The sequence below is a fragment of the Mangrovibacterium lignilyticum genome, from assembly GCF_010882175.1.
Lineage (GTDB): Bacteria > Bacteroidota > Bacteroidia > Bacteroidales > Prolixibacteraceae > Mangrovibacterium > Mangrovibacterium lignilyticum.
Window position 1 is genome coordinate 178,329 of the sequence record NZ_WKLH01000006.1, and the last position, 17,130, is coordinate 195,458.

Consider the following 17,130-nt stretch of genomic DNA (forward strand, 5'->3'; position numbering starts at 1 on the left):
TACGTAATGACACAGCACTTGCCTATATAACGGCAAAGCGGTCAACAGTGTTCTGATTGGGAAGCGACATAAGCCTGCTGACCGATGTGCAAACAGGCTTAAGGCGACTGAGATTACGAGACAACAGGTGATAAACAAGCCATTACGCCTTCCGTTAAACTTTTTGTAATTCCTTCGACAGATGACTTTTAACAGGATTTATTCAGAATGAATATTCTTCATTTGCAGCCAATTTAAAATATGCTGAAAAAGCAATCACAACTTGATAAATTTTAGGAAATGACTGAGGAACGCAAATTCAAATTAAAACACCTGCTAAGCGACTACCTGATTATTACAATGGGGATGACCCTTTATGTTTTAAGCTGGACTTTATTTTTGATTCCTGCGGAAATCACAGGTGGTGGAATTAGTGGTCTGTCAGCGGTAATTTTCTACAGCACAAAATTCCCGATTGCCATTTCCTATTTCATCATCAATATATTTCTCATCCTGGCAGCCATTAAAATTCTGGGAGCCAGTTTCGGTATCAAAACAATCTGGAGTATGTTGGTGGCCACCACCCTGTTCTGGATCACTCCCGGGATGCTTAAAGAACCACTCATCAACGACACGTTCCTGTCGGCAGTACTCGGCGCCATGATGGGAGGCTTTGGCATTGGGCTGGTTTTCACCCGTGGCGGCAGTACCGGCGGCACCGACATCATCGCCATGATTATCAACAAATACCGGAATGTCAGCCCCGGGCGGGTTATCATGTACTGCGATGTGATCATTATTGCCTCCAGCTATTTTGTGTTTCACTCGCCGGCCAAACTGGTTTACGGCTATGTTACCATGTGGGTCCTTTCGTATTCAATCGATGCTTTTTTGAATGGAGCCAATGCTTCTGCTCAAATTTTTATATTTTCGAAGAAATTTAATGAAGTTGCGGATCACATCAACCTATACGCCGGTCGAGGCGTCACCATCATGGACGGGACGGGTTGGTACACCAAAGAAAACGTTAAAATTGTCATGACTGTTGTTCGCAAGCGCGAAGCAAGCATGGTTTTCAGAAAATTAAAAGAAATTGACCCGGATGCTTTTATCTCCATGGGCAGTGTGATGGGGGTTTATGGCAAAGGGTTCGAAAACATTAAAATTTAGCATGAAGAAGTATTGGGCGGAAGGAATTTTTATTGTTGTTGGAATCGTGTTAGTAAGCTGGATTTTCATTCAGAAAGAACAACGAGAGCCCGAGCCTGCAGTGGTCGTAGCACCCGTGATTATCCCGGAACCGGTGTTGAAGTTTGGACTTCCTGTCGATTCTTTTTACATTGAACCGGGGGTCATCAAACGGAATCAAAATTTATCCGACATCCTGATCGCTCAAAATATTTCGTACCAAACAATCGACGAAATTGCCCGCAAATCGAAACCTATTTTCGATGTTCGGAAACTGAAACAAGGCAACAACTGCTATTTCTTTTGTACGCCCGACAGCAACCGGACCGCTCAATATTTTATCTACGAAATCGACCCGATTGAATATGTGGTTTACCAGCTAAACGACAGCCTCGCCATTTACAAAGGCGAAAAACCCATTACAAAGGAAATAAAAACCGCATCGGGCGTTATTAGCTCGTCGCTGTGGAATACGATGATTGGCAACGACCTGAATCCGGTTTTGGCCATTGAGTTGTCGGAGATTTATGCCTGGACCATCGACTTCTTCGGCATTCAAAAAGGCGATAAGTTTCGGGTGATTTATGAGGAAAACTATGTCGACAGCGTATCGGTCGGCATCAGCGCGATTTATGCCTGCCAGTTTCAACACATGAACGAGGATTTTTACGCGTTTCAGTTTGAACAGGACAGCACCCTGAGCTACTACGACGACAAGGGAAACAGCCTGAAGAAAGCATTCCTGAAAGCGCCGCTGCAGTTTTCGCGAATCAGCTCCCACTTTTCAAGAGCCAGACTGCATCCGGTACTGAAGATTCGTCGCCCTCACCTGGGGATTGACTATGCCGCACCAACCGGCACCCCGGTTATGAGTATCGGCGATGGCGTGGTTACACGCAAAGGTTATCAAGCCCGCGGTGGCGGAAACTTCATCTACGTTAAGCACAACTCGGTTTATACAACCTGCTACATGCACCTGCATAATTTTGCCAAAGGAATGGCTCCCGGTGTTCGCGTTCGCCAGGGACAAGTAATTGGCTATGTTGGCAAAACAGGACTGGCGACAGGGCCGCACCTCGATTTCCGCGTGTTCCGGAATGGCTCGGCCATGGACCCGCTGCAGGTGAAAGCACCGCCTGTTGAACCGGTTAAAGAGGCACTGATGCCTGACTACACCATTCTTAAAGATTCGCTCATGCACCGGTTGGATGCGATTTCGTTTGGCGACGAGCCAGTCGCAACGCAAGCACAACTACAAGCTACGCTGCCGGCAGACCAGCCCGAACACGCCCCTGCCAATTAGCGCCCGGAACAGGCACCAAGGCAGCTTCTACGGCCATCATATTGAGCCAACGTGAAGGCGGCTGGCTGTCCAAAAAGTTCAGTAAGTTTTTTCGGTACTATCAAATTGTAAGCCTAGCCCAAGTTCCTAACCCCTAAATCCCCTGAAGGGGACTTAAGCCATCCGGCATCTGCCGGAGAGGTTTGGAGGGGTAAATCGAAAGTTGACTAACAATTTGCAAGTTGACAAAACCTGGAATCTACTTTTGGGACAGCCTCATTTAATACGTCAGGATTCCAAATCCTGACGGGCAAGGATAGACTTTAAATTGAGGTTGACAATACCTTCCCACAAAGCTAAAGCATTGTAAAACAAAAAGAAACAGGACAAACAGCCCATTGACTGGCATTTTTAACCGGGAGATTGACTGCTGGGGATTGCCGTTGCGCTATCCTGGCTTTGTGAAGCAGCTCCCGGACGTCCGGCCAGGCTCTTGCAGGCAAAGCGTCCTGACTCTTTCCCGAAAAAGCAACGATCCGAAGTCTGGAGTCATGACCCGAAGAACAAGAGTCATGACCCGAAGAACAAGAGTCATGACTCCGGTGATAAAAATCAGTAGTTGAAGAGTAGGAGTCATGACTCCCGAACAAAAAATCAATAGTTGAAGAACAGGAGTCATGACTCTCATGCAAAAAATCAATAGTTGGAGAGCTGGAGTCATGACCCGGGGACAAAAAATCAATAGCTGGTGAGTTGGAGTCATGACCCGGAAACGAATAAGCAGAATCGCCGGAGGAAAAAGCAACAGACCGGAAAGACTGCCGGAGATCCCGCCAGGTAAGAAGTGCTGTAACCGAAAACAACAGAACCGCTTGCCGGATGTTGAGTTCCTGCTTTGACTGCGGCTGTCTTTTCGGCTGAAATCTCAGCGACTAACTGACCGACGGAAGGTTGGCCGCCTTTACTTTTGCCCAATTCTCCGGACGATGTTGGCTTTTCCCTGGTGGAATTGGTCTTCCGGCATCCCGGTTTCCGGTAGTTTAATACGTAAGGATTACAAATCCTTACGACTTGCCTAATGCAAGTTAATACCCGCATGGCAACACCTTAAGAACATATTTAGCTCACTCATACACGAAATGATAAGGCTCCGTTCCTGCAGAAACGGAGATTATCGCCATTTCTTGTTTTACAAAAAACAAATATTAAAAACAATATATTTAACAACACAATGCCTATTCAACGCAAATGCATTATGTTTGCTTTGTAAACAAGGACTACTTACTACTCAATAACATGCTAAACCAAAATCAACGATATTATCGGCAGTTTTCGGTATGTATGCTGTTTATGATAGCCACACTAAGCTTACTCTGTGGATGCATGCAAACGAATCCAGGTACAGCAACAGCATTAAACCTAACCGCTTCCCGAAAAACAATAACCTTTGCGCCACCCGATTCCGTTTTGCTGCTTTCTCAAAGACTCAATAATCTTAGGTCCCAAGATGGAAAAACTGTCTCTTCCGAGCTTTTGCGACAAGCAGATTCGCTTTACTCCGCCATGAAGATCATTCCATTTCGCTTTCAACAACTAGAAGACTCAACTTACCTTGATCCTTCCTTCTTCAGCAAGAACAAGAAATTAGCCCAACAGGCCTTAAGTGACTCTCCATAGAAAGAATTGATTAGCGAAAAAGACTTTGAAGAGTATATTCTCCCCTACAAAATAGGTGACGAGCTGGCAGATAACTAGAGAGAGGTGCTGTACGACGAAAATCTATTACTACTAAAAAACAATCCCTTGCTAAATAAAAAAAGGCTGTCCGAATGAACGAACAGCCTCTTGGGAAAAAATCTATCATCAATTATTAAACGCCTAATTTATTCCGTCTAATTTGTTCCGGCTCGGTATAGTTACTCTTCACAACGTGCCCTTTTAACGGCACAATTTTTTCGTGAATGGCATCGATCAACCAGCTGGCTTGCGGGAAGAACGAGTCTTCCAATTCGTAAGCCGGCGTAATCCAGTTCCGTGAGCCCACCACTACCGGCGGTGCATCCAGCTCGTCGAATGCCAGTTCGGTAATGTTTGAAGCCAACTCGCGCATGAACGATCCGCGGGCCGAAGCGTCGCCGGAGATCACGATGCGGCCGGTCTTTTTAATCGACTCAATAACCGGCTCGTAATTAAATGGCACCAGCGTACGGGCGTCAATCACCTCGGCACTTAGGCCATATTTTTCCTGCAGAATATCGGCTGCTTCCAGCGCACGATACAGCGTTGCACCAATGGTCAGGATGGTTACATCCGATCCCTGACGTTTCACATCGGGCTCGCCAAATGGAATTTCGTAGTACCCTTCGGGCACGCCACCTTCGTGGAATTGCTCACCAATATCGTAAATCCGCTGACTTTCGAAGAAGATAACCGGGTCGGTTCCCTGCAATGCCGTATTCATTAATCCTTTGGCATCGTACGGCGTAACCGGGAAAACAACCTTCAAGCCCGGAATGTGCGCCGGTAAAGCGGTCCAGTCCTGCGAGTGCTGTGCACCGTATTTCGAACCAACCGACACCCGAACTACAACGGGCATTTTGATTACATTACCGCTCATGGCCTGCCACTTCGGCATTTGGTTGAACACCTCGTCGCCGGCACGCCCCAGGAAGTCGCAATACATGATTTCGGGAATCACGCGTCCACCGCACATGGCATAACCGATGGCTGTTCCAATAATTGATGCTTCGGCAATGGGCGAGTTGAACAAGCGGTGATAAGGCAAAGCCTCAGTGAGGCCGCGGTACACCGCAAAGGCACCACCCCAGTCGCGGTTTTCTTCACCGTAAGCAACCAAGGTCGGATCTTTATAGAATCGGTCAACAATGGCTTCGAACAAGCCGTCGCGCAGACCGTATTGTTTAATTTTCGAGAAGGGCTTGCCAGCCTTATCGAACGCAAAGCGCTCTTTTGTTTTCAGTTGTTTTACCCGTGGGTTTTCTTCCATGGGGTGATTCACCTCAACCGGACGGTCTTCCATCGCATCAACCGACTTCTCCGAGAACATCATTTCACCAATTAGTTCCGGGTATTTCTCCATATCCATGAGCGGCGAAACTTCTTTATCGATCGCCAGCTTCACGCCCCAGGTAATTAAATCGGTGGTTGCTGCGCGCATGCCATCCAACTCGGCGTCGGTTGCAACACCGGCTTTCACCAGCTCGCTGCCAAACCAAATAATTGAATCGGCTGCCTGCCAGGCTTCCACTTCTTCCTTCGAACGATACGACGATGCATCCGATGGTGAGTGTCCGCTGAAACGGTAGGTCAACACATCCAGCAGAACCGGGCCGCGTTTCTCTTCCAGAATTTTGCGTTTGCGTTTGTATGCATCAATCACGGCCAGCGGGTTGTAACCGTCAACACGTTCGGCGTGCAACTGATCGGCATTCAAACCGGCACCAATACGAGCTGCGACACTGTAACCGGCAGTTTCTCCACAGGTTTGTCCGCCCATACCATATTGGTTGTTCATGATATTGATGATCAGTGGCAGGCCACCTTTCATATCACCTTCCCACAACTCGTTAAACTGATCCATGGTGGCGAAGGTCAAGCCTTCCCAAACAGGACCACAGGCCATCGATGCATCGCCAATATTGGCAACCACGATACCGGCCTTGCGGTTTACTTTTTTGAAAAGCGCGGCACCCACGGCAATATCGCCCGATCCGCCAACAATGGCATTGTTCGGATATACGCCGAAGGGGGTGAAGAAGGCGTGCATCGATCCGCCCAAACCCCGGTTGAAACCGGTTTCGCGGGCAAAAATCTCTGCCAGTGTTCCATAAATCAGGAAGCGAATGGCCAACTCTTTCACCGTACCTTTAAAATTAGCTTTTACCGGCGCGAAGGTTTTTCCGTCGAAGTGATTTTCCATCACCTTCGTCAGTTGTTCGTCGCTCAGTTTATGAATGGCCGACAAACCTTTGGCCAGAATCTCACCGTGTGAACGGTGCGAACCGAAGATGAAATCATCGGCATCGAGCGTGTAAGCCATACCAACCGCAGCAGCTTCCTGCCCGATCGACAAGTGAGCCGGTCCCGGATGGTTGTAGGCAATTCCGTTGTATTCGCTTTTGATTTTAATCTCATTCAACATGGTTTCGAACTCGCGAATCACCACCATATCGTGATAAATGCGCAGGAAATCATCTTTTGAAAAATTAGCTTTTTCTTCTTCAACTGTTTTGTTGTATTGATTCACAGGAATCGGTTTGAAAGTCACTTCACCGGCTTTCCTGACATTTTGCGGATCAATAAATTGTACTTTAGGCATATCTTATTAGTTTTTAAGTTACGAGTTTTGAGTTTTGAGTTTCATCACTTGCGAAATTTTCGGCCTTTAATTTCAGATGTGCTCAGATAGCTCATAAGTCCTGAAATCATTTTGCTGATTTCCTCTGCTTCCTGATAAGCCTCATCAAACTCAGATTGATTAATATAATTGCTGTCTAATGCCCGATAAAGTTGCGATTTGACCTCTACGGAAGATCCCTTCGAAATGGACAAGAATTGGATAAACTCACGATTCCCCTCCCTCTCAAAGCCTTCTGCAATGTTGTCCATAACTGAACCGGAAGAGGCTTTAATCTGACTAACCAATCGATAATCTGATGAAAAGTTAGCTTGTGTTGCGTAAGTATGAATTCGCTGACACAATTGGCGCGCGAGCTGCCATGCTTTAATATCCTCGAATCGTTCGATCGTCGCCATAACTTTAAAATCGAAACATTAAACTTGAAACTATTTAAAATTGAAAGATCGTTTCTTTTATGATTTCACTGACGGTTGGGTGCGGGAAGACGATTTCTTCAACATCCTGCACCCGAAGCTGCGCTTCGACGAGTGCACAAGCGCCCCAAATCATTTCGGAGCAAGCACCGCCCACCATGTGAACTCCCAGAATCTCTTTGTATTTTTTGCCGACAATTACTTTACAGAAACCGTCTTTGCCTTCGTTTTCTGCAATGAAACGACCGGCATAGGCCATCGGTAATTTGCGGGTTTCAACGTCAATTCCTTTTGCTTTGGCTGCCGACTCGGTCAAGCCAACACCTGCAATCTCAGGGTGAGTGTACACGACGCCGGGAATGGCATTGTAGCGCATCACATCCTTGCGTCCCAAAATATGGTTAATGGCAACCTCTCCTTCCCGACTGGCCGTGTGAGCCAACAGGGAAAAACCGGTAATATCGCCCGCTGCGTAAACATTCGGAATGTTAGTCCGGCAGTACTGGTCTATTTTTACCCCGCGCGGAGAAAACTCAACGCCAATGTTTTCGAGGCCAATTCCCTGCACATTCGGACGACGACCAACAGACAGCAAGACCTGCTCGCCGGTTACCGACTGCACTTTACCATCCTTCTCAAAGATGACTTCCTTGCCTTTCAGCTCAGTTACTTTGGCATTCAGGTGATATTCAATTCCGCGTTTCGTGAATTCCTTGCGGACAAAGGCCGCAATTTCTTCATCAACGCCAGTCAGAATCTCCGGCAACATCTCAATCACCGTCACCTGAACTCCCATGGCATTGTAAAAATCGGCGAATTCAGTGCCAATGACACCGCCACCAATAATCACCAGGCTTTTGGGTAATTCTTTGAGTTGAAGAATTTCGCGGTTGGTTACAATCTGATCTTTATCCAAGCCCGGGATTGGCGGCACGGCAGCTTCCGATCCCGTACAAACCAACAGGCGGGTAACGTCAAAATCTTTACCGTCGGCCGTGACTGTAATCACATCGCCCCGCTTTTCTTTAATCACAGCTTCCGCCATCACAACCTCAGCTTTGGCATGTTTCATTTTGGCACCCACACCCGACACCAGCTTGCGCACCACCTTGTCTTTGCGCGACATGATCTTTGCAAAATCGAAGCCTACACCAGTGACTTCAATTCCGTACTTCGATGCCTCGTGTGCACTTTCGAGCACTTTGGCTGAGTTCAGGAGCGTCTTGGTTGGAATGCACCCTTCATTCAGGCACACTCCACCCAATGCTCTTTTGTCAAAAATGACCACGCTCAGCCCTTTTGCTCCGGCACGTTCGGCCGCAACATAGCCAGCGGGGCCACCCCCCATAATTGCTATATCGAATTTGTTACTCATTTTCTTTAGATGTTTAGATGTTAGACATTAGATTTCAGACTTTCCGCCATACTTTAGGGTAATTCAGTCTAAAATTTGCGTCTCTAATGTCTTCTTCACTATATCGACAGGTTTTCAATTTGTTCTTTAACTTCTTTCAGGAAGAGCGTTGCTTCGCCACCATCAAGTGCCTGGTGATCGTAGGTGAGCGACAAGCCCATCATCGGCACAAAGCCGTAAACACCGTCACCCAAATCTTTCGGACGGGGAACAATGGTACATACGCCTAAAATGGCGGTTTGTGGTAAGTTGATAACCGGCGTAAACATCTCGACGCCATAATTACCCAGGTTCGAAACAGTGAAACTGGCTGCTTCTGGTTTCAACAACTCCGGATCAACATTGCCCTTGCGAGCTGCACCGGCAACCGAAGAAAGCTGCGACGAAAGTCCTTCAATAGAAAGATCATCGGCATTTTTAACGGCCGGAACCATTAAGCCTCGCTCTGTGTCAACGGCCAATCCCAAATGAACCTTTTTAAACCAGCGCATGCTGTCGCCAATAAAGTGCGTGTTGACTTGCGGGAATTTTTTCAGCGCTTTAATTACTGCGAAACACACCAAGTCATTAATGGTGATATTTTGTGAAACTTCACCCGATTCCAATTTCTTTTTGAAGCTTTTGCGCAATGCCATAACCTTACGGGCATCAGCACTCATGTGGTGAGTTAACTGAGCCGAATTCTGCAACGACTGATGCATTGCCTTGGCAATCAACTTGCGTATATTTGGCAATTTCTTCACTTCGAAATCATCGCCATAAACAGGATTATAATTGATCAGATCGGCAGCAGTTGCACGACCTCCTAAGCCCGTTGCTTCTTTGACAGGAGCCAGATTTTCCGCTTTTGCTTTTTCCTGAGCCAATGGCGTCAATTTTGGCAATGCCTGAGCGGCAGCCTCAACATCCTGAGCAATAATACGCCCATGCGGACCACTACCCTGAATTTGCTCGAACACAACGCCCATTTTTTCGGCCATTGCTTTGGCGCGTGGTGAAATCCTGATTTTTCCTTCGGGCTTTTCAACCAAGACAACTTCCTCTTTTTCCGCAACGAGACTTTCTTGCACTACAACTTCCGGAGCTTGCTCCTCTGCAGCCGTTTCTCCTCCCGGACGGAACTCATCTACACTCTCTCCTTTTGCTCCCAATACGGCAACATTGGTCAAAACAGGAACTTCATCTCCAGCTTCGAAGAAGATAGCGAGCAACTCGCCATCTTCCTTTGCTTCTTCCTCAAATGATGCTTTATCGGTTTCGTAGGAGAAAAGGACATCACCCGTTTTTACCGGGTCGCCAACTTGCTTGTACCATTCTCCAATAATACAAGTCTCAACAGATTGCCCTTGCCTGGGCAGAATAACTGGAATTGCCATAGCAGTATCTTATTTCTTTTAATTAGTTTAAGTTTTAATCCGCCACCTGATCAACCTGAATATTCATCAACTTGTAATGACAACAGATCATCTATTTTAAACAATAAATCATCTCAAACACCTAATAAACAAGCTAAGAAACGAATTACGGTTGTAAACTTATATTTTTTAACTTGTATATACAAGTTTGAAATTGAAATTTAATATTTTTTCTTAATTTTGGTCTGACATTGACACGAAGTATCACTATTTCAGGCGCCAATCATCCATTTAAATTTGAATACGATTACTGAAATATGCTGAGTCGAAGACTTAGTTGTAAAGACAACAGAATGACGGAGAACAAACTACCACAATACAAAAAGCTATACGAGTCACTACGCAAACACATCCTTTCGGGTGTTTACGAGGAGGGAAGTCTACTTCCTTCGGAGAATGAATTGTGTGCCGTTCACAACATGACCCGCCCGACAGTCCGCCATGCTCTGGAAGCCCTCGTGCAGGATGGATTTATTTTAAAAAAGCAAGGAAAAGGCAGTATTGTCAGGAAACCACCACAGGATATTGGCATTCTCTCCATTTCAGGAACATCATCTGCAATTGGCAAGGATTTTCTACAAACTCAGATTCTGCAAAAACCACAAATTACTTCCTGGCCGGATCCCTTCCATTTTGACATTACTGAAGTTGAGCGCGATTTTGGCTGTATTTATATGGAGCGACTACGGATTGTAAACGGTCAACCTGTCTTTTACGACATCAACCATATTCCAAATATCAACCTACCGCGCTTTACGAGCCGAACGTTCGAGAACAAATCACTTTTCGAAATACTGAGAACACAGTACCAAATTGAAGTAAAAGGAGGCCAGCAGAAACTAAAGGCCATGAAAGCCGATGAGAAAATTCGCAAATTGCTCAAACTAAAAAAAGGTGAACCTGTCTTATACATTGAACGAAAATTATTCACCAATCGCGAAAATTTCAATATTTATTCAACAATCTATTTCAACTCGGAAAAACACAGCATTTTCGGAAGTTTTTAGCAAAAAGAGGTGGACATCCGTGCAACCACCCCTAACTGCACATAAATCTCCGGATCGGAGACTGGACGTCCACCTTTAATGACAAACACAAATAACGAATATTTTGCGGCTTCATCAATATTTTATACAACAGGCGAACGAAACACACTTTTTTTGCAACCTTTCCAACTTCCCAACGAAAAACAGCATCTAATTCTGCTCAATAACGAAAGTTGCAAGGCTACTCTTAAATATTCATTCATTTTACGTGAATATTTATACATGTAAATGCGAAATTCTTTACAAATCAGAATAAAATCCGCATCTTTGCCCATCGTTATAGAGCAACTTAACAAACTAAATTACACGACAAAATAGCCTTGAAATGCGAACACTATTTTGTGCTTAAAAGTATCTTCAGGACTATTTACCGGGCATAAAAACAAAATATTCACACATGAAAGTATTAAAATTTGGTGGCACCTCGGTTGGAAGCGTTGAAAATATGAACGCAGTAATGAATTTGATTACCGATGGAGAAAAAAAGCTTGTTGTATTATCCGCCATGTCTGGAACAACCAATACACTGGTTGAAATTGCTGACTACCTGAATAAAAAAAATAAAGATGCTGCTTTCACACAGATTGCTGCACTGGAACGAAACTACGAAGCCGTTGTCAAAGAACTGCTGAAGTCACCGGTACACAAGAAAGAAGGTAACAAGGCTGTCAAAAGCGCATTCAACACGATTAAATCTTTCACTTCGGGAGAATTCAATGAAGTTGGAGAAAGAACGATTTTGGCTCAGGGCGAACTAATTTCAACCGCTTTGTTCACCCAACTGATGAAAGAAAACGGGTACAATACCAAACTTTTGCCGGCTCTTGAGTTTATGCGGATTGATGCCGACAAAGCGGCCGACATGAGCGAGATTAAACCCTTAATTCAAAAAAATTTACAAACAGCGGGAGACGCTGATTACTATATCACCCAAGGTTTCATTTGTCGAAATATCGATGGTGAAATTGACAACCTGCAGCGTGGAGGTTCAGACTATACCGCATCATTGATTGGCGCGGCCATTGATTCGGAAGAAGTTCAGATTTGGACTGACATTGACGGGTTCCATAACAATGACCCTCGGTTTGTACAAAACACCCGCAAAATTGAGCAACTGTCGTTCAACGAAGCGGCTGAGCTGGCTTATTTCGGGGCAAAAATTCTTCACCCGCAAACTGTCCTGCCTGCCAAACTCCATAACATTCCTGTTCGCTTAAAGAATACGATGAATCCATCAGATGGGGGAACGCTGATCACACACGACTCAAGCGGTGTCGGAATCAAAGCAGTTGCCGCCAAAGATGGTATTACTGCTATAAAAGTGAGATCTTACCGAATGCTGATGGCTTATGGTTTTATGAAGAACTTATTTGAAATATTTGAGTTTTTCAAAACGCCAATCGACATGATTACGACATCGGAGGTCGCTGTTTCAATTACGATCGACAATACCACCAAACTCAACGACATTGTTCGTGAGTTGAAAGAATATGGTGAAGTTGAAGTAGACGAAAAACAAAGCATTATCTGTATTGTCGGTGATTTAATTGCTGATGAACACGGATTTGCGGCCAAGGTATTCTCAGCATTGGAGGGTATTCCGATACGAATGATTTCGTACGGTGGTAGCCGTCACAATATTTCGGTACTGGTTGCAACCAAAGACAAACAAGCAACACTTCAGGCATTAAGCGATCATTTGCTTTCATAACCAAGATGATTAAAGAAACACTGATCAGTCAGTTCCAAAACAGGGAAACACCCTTTTATTTTTACGACATGGATATTCTCAGGAAAACCATCTCGAAAATAAAAGCGGCAAACACTTACGGATTCCATGTGCACTATGCCATTAAGGCTAATGCAAATAAGGAGATTCTTACCTGTTTGTTTGACGCCGGTTTTGGAGCTGATTGTGTTAGTGGCAACGAAATAAGCAAGGCAATTCAAATGGGTGTTCAGCCCTCGAAAATCGCCTTTGCCGGCGTTGGCAAAACAGACAAAGAGATTATCACCGCGCTGGAAGCCGGAATTTTCAGCTTCAACTGTGAATCTCTTCCCGAATTACAGGTCATCGATGAACTTGCCGGAAAGCTGAACAAAACGGCGCCCGTTGCGATTCGGATCAACCCCAATGTTGATCCGAAGACTCATAAGTTTATCACCACCGGCTTGACTGAAAATAAATTTGGCTTCAATCATCAGGATCTAACAAAACTGGCCGCGCTCCTGAAAAGCCTGAAAAACATTCAACTAACGGGAATCCACTTCCATATCGGCTCACAAATAACCGACATCGAAGTCTTCAAGGAACTCAGTTTAAAAGTGAACGCGTTTTCAGATTGGTTTGAAGAGCAAGGGCTAAAATTGGAACACATTAACATGGGTGGTGGATTAGGTATTGATTACCAAAATCCAGAAACTAACACCTTCGCAGATTTTGAAGCGTACTTTGCCGCCTTTCACAAGCACCTAAAACTAAAACAGGGACAAGAACTTCATGTTGAACTGGGACGATCAGTAGTCGCCCAATGTGGTCACCTCATCACCCGGGTTTTATATCTAAAAGAAGGGCAAAGCAAAAACTTCCTGATTACAGACGCGGGAATGACTGAATTAATTCGTCCGATGCTCTACCAGGCTTACCACGCGATCAGCAACCTCACATCAAAACAGGAAGAGCATGCCTATGACATTGTCGGGCCGATTTGTGAAAGCACGGATGTTTTCGCTACAAATTTATGGCTTTCGGAAGCGAAAAGAGGAGATCTGTTAGCGATCCATTCGGCCGGTGCATATGGCGAAGTAATGGCTTCTCAATACAATCTACGTGATCTTGTAACCTCTTGTACTTCTGACAATTTTAGATCATAAACGAACCGATAATTAAGCTTTTGGCATAAAAGGATAAATAAATGATTTATTTTTAGTCATTAATTTTTTTAAAAGCAAAATAAGTCTACATTTGTCACTTACACTATTTATTTTTTATTGATTATGAACATTTTTGTAGGAAACCTCAATTACACGATCACTGAGGACGACCTCAGAGAAATTTTTGAGGAGTATGGTGAGTTAAGTTCTGTAAAATTAATTTCAGACAAATTTACCGGTAAAAGTAAAGGTTTTGGGTTCGTTGAAATGGCTGATGCTGATGAAGCAAAAAAAGCTATCGAAGAATTAAACGGAGCTGAAGTCGAAGGAAGAACAATGGTTGTTAACGAATCTATCGAAAAAAAGAGAGAACCTCGTGACAATCGCAGACCAGGCGGCGGCGGCGGTGGTTTCCGTGGCGGAAACAGTCGTGGCGGTGGTTACGGCGGCGGTGAAAACCGTGGCGGTGGTTACGGCGGCGGCGGCGGTCGTAGAGACAACAATTTCAGATCAAACTATTAATTCAGTTTGGACATGAAAGGTACTGTAAAATGGTATGACGCTACCAAAGGTTTTGGATTTATCCTGACCGAGGACAACAAAGACATCTTTGTACACCGCTCTGGTTTAGTAAATGCCTTTGCTGGTCTTGAACCTGATGAGACCGTAGAATTCGAAATTGGACAAGGTAAAAAAGGTCCGGTTGCAACGAACGTAACAAAAGTAGATTAATTTCGAGATTGAGCAGAGACCTCGGGTCCGCTCTTCAATTTAAGATATTTTTCACTCTTTGTTTAAAACCCGAAATACTTCGGGTTTTTTTTATTTTATATCGTCATCCTGAATTCAAAACGGCTCCCCCGACCAATCACCGACTCAACGTCAATTTCTCCGTCCAACGCCATCGCATAAGCCTTAGAAATAGACAAACCCAGGCCAGATCCTTCCTTTCTTCGGGTTAGATTCATATCGGCCTGCACAAAGCGATCAAAAATAGCATTCATTTTTTCCGGATAAATACCGCAGCCACTATCTTTCACGAAACAACAAAGCGAATCTTCGTCAATAGTATAACCGAACTCGATCGTCCCTTCCGCTGTAAATTTCACGGCATTTTTCAACAGGTTCATCAGGATCGTTTCCAATTTATATTGATCTGTTTCGATCCAGGTCTCCGCGTCTTCGTCCGGAATATCACATGTTAATTTTAGACCTTTCGCTTCTGCTTGCGACTCAAAAAAATCGAATAAAAAACGGAATTCATCTTCCAAACAAACACTCCGTATTATCAGCCTGTTCTCCCCTGCTTCAATTTTAGAAATCTCCAAAATATTGGTAATCGTATCCATCAACCTCCGTGCACTCAGGTTCACAACTTCAAAAAAACGTTTATCCTTCGCACCGTCAAATTCCTCATCCTCGAACATTTCCAGGAAGCCAAGAATACTATTCATTGGGGTACGTACCTCATGCGACATATTCATCAAAAAAGCAGACTTTAGTCGTTCACTCTCCTCAGCTTTTTCTTTGGCCGCTATAAGTTCTGCCTGGTTCTGCTTCGATTGACTGATATCCACACAAAAGCCTTCATAAGTGGAATCCCTTTCATCTAACTGCACGTAGATTGAAAACCATTTGATCTTACCGGAAATTAATCTGGCCTCAAACTCATAGGCCATTACCTGCCCTTTATCCTTTAACAGACGGAGAAAATTTTCACGGTCACTACCTTCCAGCCAAAAATCAGCCACATTTTTATAATACCGTACGAATTCGTCATCGGTCTGACATTCGAACTGATCAAGCAATGTTTTATTGAAAATTTGAAACTCGCCAGTAAGTGCGATCTTAAAAATACCAACCGGGGCCTTTTCAAAAATGTAACGGTACTTCTCTTCGCTTTTACGCAACGATACCTCTAACTCCTTCCGCTGGCTAATGTTACGCCCGATACCCAAAATACCAATCAAGTCACCATCATATTCATAGATTGGTGTTTTTATCGTTTCCAACATTTCGCGATGTCCATCGGCAAATACGACTTCCTCTTCATAAACATAGGGATCATTCTTCTTCATCGCGGCTTGATCCTTAAGATTGAAATGATCGGCTAAACCCTTCGAGAAAAAATCGTAATCCGTCTTTCCTATGATTTGACGCTTATCGACACCAAGGAGCTCTGCCAGTCGGTCATTGCACTGCAAAAATACCCCTTGTGCATCCTTCAGCCAAACCAAATCAGGAATCGCATCAATCAAAGCACGCAAACGCCCTTCTTGTTTTCTAATATTTTCTTCAGCCTGTTTTGCAGCTGTTATATCACGGCGTATACCGACCATCCGCTTTACTGTACCATTCTTGCCCGACCGAACTGCTGAACCGATTACCTGATGCCAACGATAGCTACCATCAGCATGTAACATGCGGGCATCGTATGCATATTCACCGCACTTCCCGGTAAGTATCCGGTCAATCTGCTTCAGGAAAACCAAGCGATCTTCCGGGTGAATCCGATTAAGCCAAACCGACCGATCCAGATTGCCATTTCCCGGCTCATACCCAAGCATCGTAAAAAAAATAGGCGTTGCGAACCAAACATCATTTACGACATCCCAGTCCCAAATGCCGGTTTGAGTTGTCTCTAAAGCCACCCGAAGCCGCTCCTCACTGGCTCGCAGCTCCTCCTGCAATCTAAAATGATGTGTAATATCGATCAGCGTGCCGGAAATAGCGGGTTTGTTCCTGTATTTGGTTAAACTTCCCAATACCCGAACATGAATGATGCTTCCGTCTTTCTTCACCCCTCTAAATTCATACTCTAATGAGTCCGTATCGCCATTGATTCTCTTTTTAACATTCTGCCTCACCAGCGCCCTGTCCTCTTCAAAAACCATGTCTCCGGGTCCCATTCCTTCAACTATTTCATTATAGCTGTAGCCAAAAATTTCGCAAAAACGGGGATTTACATACTTGAAACTATCATTCTGAATGATATACATTCCGACCAATGAATTCTCCAGTAAACTGTTTTTTAATGCAGCCATCGCATCTGTCGAATTCACGTCCTTATGTTTTCTTGAGTCAGCTCCGAAGATTCGGGAAAACAACTTAAACATGATAACATTTCTTTAAATGGAT

Annotated in this window: 12 protein-coding genes; 7 read left to right on the forward strand and 5 right to left on the reverse strand. The window is 44.6% G+C overall.

Annotated features, from left to right (window positions below; genetic code table 11):
• Positions 1-279: 279 nt before the first annotated feature.
• Complete coding sequence (locus GJV22_RS20890; protein WP_163718327.1) at positions 280-1,149, forward strand: YitT family protein; 870 nt, start codon at positions 280-282, stop codon at positions 1,147-1,149.
• A gap of 1 nt (position 1,150) precedes the next feature.
• On the forward strand, positions 1,151-2,470 hold the full coding sequence (locus GJV22_RS20895) for a M23 family metallopeptidase (protein WP_163718329.1): 1,320 nt from the start codon (positions 1,151-1,153) through the stop codon (positions 2,468-2,470).
• Between the two features lie 1,849 nt (positions 2,471-4,319).
• Here the strand turns inward: GJV22_RS20895 and GJV22_RS20900 are convergent.
• From GJV22_RS20900 to GJV22_RS20915, 4 genes are all read right to left on the reverse strand, one after another.
• The gene (locus GJV22_RS20900) at positions 4,320-6,788 is read right to left on the reverse strand and encodes an alpha-ketoacid dehydrogenase subunit alpha/beta (protein ID WP_163718331.1); all 2,469 of its coding nucleotides are present in this window, start codon (positions 6,786-6,788) and stop codon (positions 4,320-4,322) included.
• A gap of 44 nt (positions 6,789-6,832) precedes the next feature.
• The gene (locus GJV22_RS20905; protein WP_163718333.1) at positions 6,833-7,225 is read right to left on the reverse strand and encodes a four helix bundle protein; all 393 of its coding nucleotides are present in this window, start codon (positions 7,223-7,225) and stop codon (positions 6,833-6,835) included.
• 34 nt (positions 7,226-7,259) lie between these two features.
• Complete coding sequence (gene lpdA / locus GJV22_RS20910; protein WP_163718336.1) at positions 7,260-8,618, reverse strand: dihydrolipoyl dehydrogenase; 1,359 nt, start codon at positions 8,616-8,618, stop codon at positions 7,260-7,262.
• Between the two features lie 98 nt (positions 8,619-8,716).
• Complete coding sequence (locus GJV22_RS20915) at positions 8,717-10,033, reverse strand: dihydrolipoamide acetyltransferase family protein (protein ID WP_163718338.1); 1,317 nt, start codon at positions 10,031-10,033, stop codon at positions 8,717-8,719.
• Positions 10,034-10,365: 332 nt separating this feature from the next.
• Between GJV22_RS20915 and GJV22_RS20920 the strand changes: the two genes are divergently transcribed.
• The 5 genes from GJV22_RS20920 to GJV22_RS20940 all read left to right on the forward strand — a co-directional run bounded on the left by GJV22_RS20920 (position 10,366) and on the right by GJV22_RS20940 (position 14,724).
• A complete protein-coding gene (locus GJV22_RS20920) occupies positions 10,366-11,079 on the forward strand; it encodes a GntR family transcriptional regulator (protein WP_163718339.1) in 714 nt (237 codons plus the stop codon).
• 436 nt (positions 11,080-11,515) lie between these two features.
• Positions 11,516-12,829, forward strand: a complete 1,314-nt coding sequence (locus GJV22_RS20925; protein ID WP_163718341.1) for an aspartate kinase — start codon at positions 11,516-11,518, stop codon at positions 12,827-12,829.
• A 5-nt stretch (positions 12,830-12,834) separates the two neighbouring features.
• Complete coding sequence (gene lysA / locus GJV22_RS20930; RefSeq protein ID WP_163718343.1) at positions 12,835-13,992, forward strand: diaminopimelate decarboxylase; 1,158 nt, start codon at positions 12,835-12,837, stop codon at positions 13,990-13,992.
• Between the two features lie 123 nt (positions 13,993-14,115).
• The gene (locus tag GJV22_RS20935) at positions 14,116-14,514 is read left to right on the forward strand and encodes an RNA recognition motif domain-containing protein (protein ID WP_163718345.1); all 399 of its coding nucleotides are present in this window, start codon (positions 14,116-14,118) and stop codon (positions 14,512-14,514) included.
• Between the two features lie 12 nt (positions 14,515-14,526).
• A complete protein-coding gene (locus GJV22_RS20940) occupies positions 14,527-14,724 on the forward strand; it encodes a cold-shock protein (RefSeq protein ID WP_163718347.1) in 198 nt (65 codons plus the stop codon).
• Positions 14,725-14,819: 95 nt separating this feature from the next.
• Here the strand turns inward: GJV22_RS20940 and GJV22_RS20945 are convergent, their stop codons facing one another.
• On the reverse strand, positions 14,820-17,108 hold the full coding sequence (locus tag GJV22_RS20945) for a PAS domain S-box protein (protein ID WP_163718349.1): 2,289 nt from the start codon (positions 17,106-17,108) through the stop codon (positions 14,820-14,822).
• Between the last annotated feature and the right edge of the window lie 22 nt (positions 17,109-17,130).

Bases quoted from the DNA above. Each gene is read 5' to 3' on its own strand.
- GJV22_RS20900 (WP_163718331.1), bottom strand. From the start codon at position 6,788: ATGCCTAAAGTACAATTTATTGATCCGCAAAATGTCAGGAAAGCCGGT.
- lysA (WP_163718343.1), top strand. From the start codon at position 12,835: ATGATTAAAGAAACACTGATCAGTCAGTTCCAAAACAGGGAAACACCC.
- GJV22_RS20890 (WP_163718327.1), top strand. From the start codon at position 280: ATGACTGAGGAACGCAAATTCAAATTAAAACACCTGCTAAGCGACTAC.
- GJV22_RS20935 (WP_163718345.1), top strand. From the start codon at position 14,116: ATGAACATTTTTGTAGGAAACCTCAATTACACGATCACTGAGGACGAC.
- GJV22_RS20895 (WP_163718329.1), top strand. From the start codon at position 1,151: ATGAAGAAGTATTGGGCGGAAGGAATTTTTATTGTTGTTGGAATCGTG.
- GJV22_RS20905 (WP_163718333.1), bottom strand. From the start codon at position 7,225: ATGGCGACGATCGAACGATTCGAGGATATTAAAGCATGGCAGCTCGCG.
- GJV22_RS20920 (WP_163718339.1), top strand. From the start codon at position 10,366: ATGACGGAGAACAAACTACCACAATACAAAAAGCTATACGAGTCACTA.
- GJV22_RS20940 (WP_163718347.1), top strand. From the start codon at position 14,527: ATGAAAGGTACTGTAAAATGGTATGACGCTACCAAAGGTTTTGGATTT.
- GJV22_RS20945 (WP_163718349.1), bottom strand. From the start codon at position 17,108: ATGTTTAAGTTGTTTTCCCGAATCTTCGGAGCTGACTCAAGAAAACAT.
- lpdA (WP_163718336.1), bottom strand. From the start codon at position 8,618: ATGAGTAACAAATTCGATATAGCAATTATGGGGGGTGGCCCCGCTGGC.
- GJV22_RS20915 (WP_163718338.1), bottom strand. From the start codon at position 10,033: ATGGCAATTCCAGTTATTCTGCCCAGGCAAGGGCAATCTGTTGAGACT.
- GJV22_RS20925 (WP_163718341.1), top strand. From the start codon at position 11,516: ATGAAAGTATTAAAATTTGGTGGCACCTCGGTTGGAAGCGTTGAAAAT.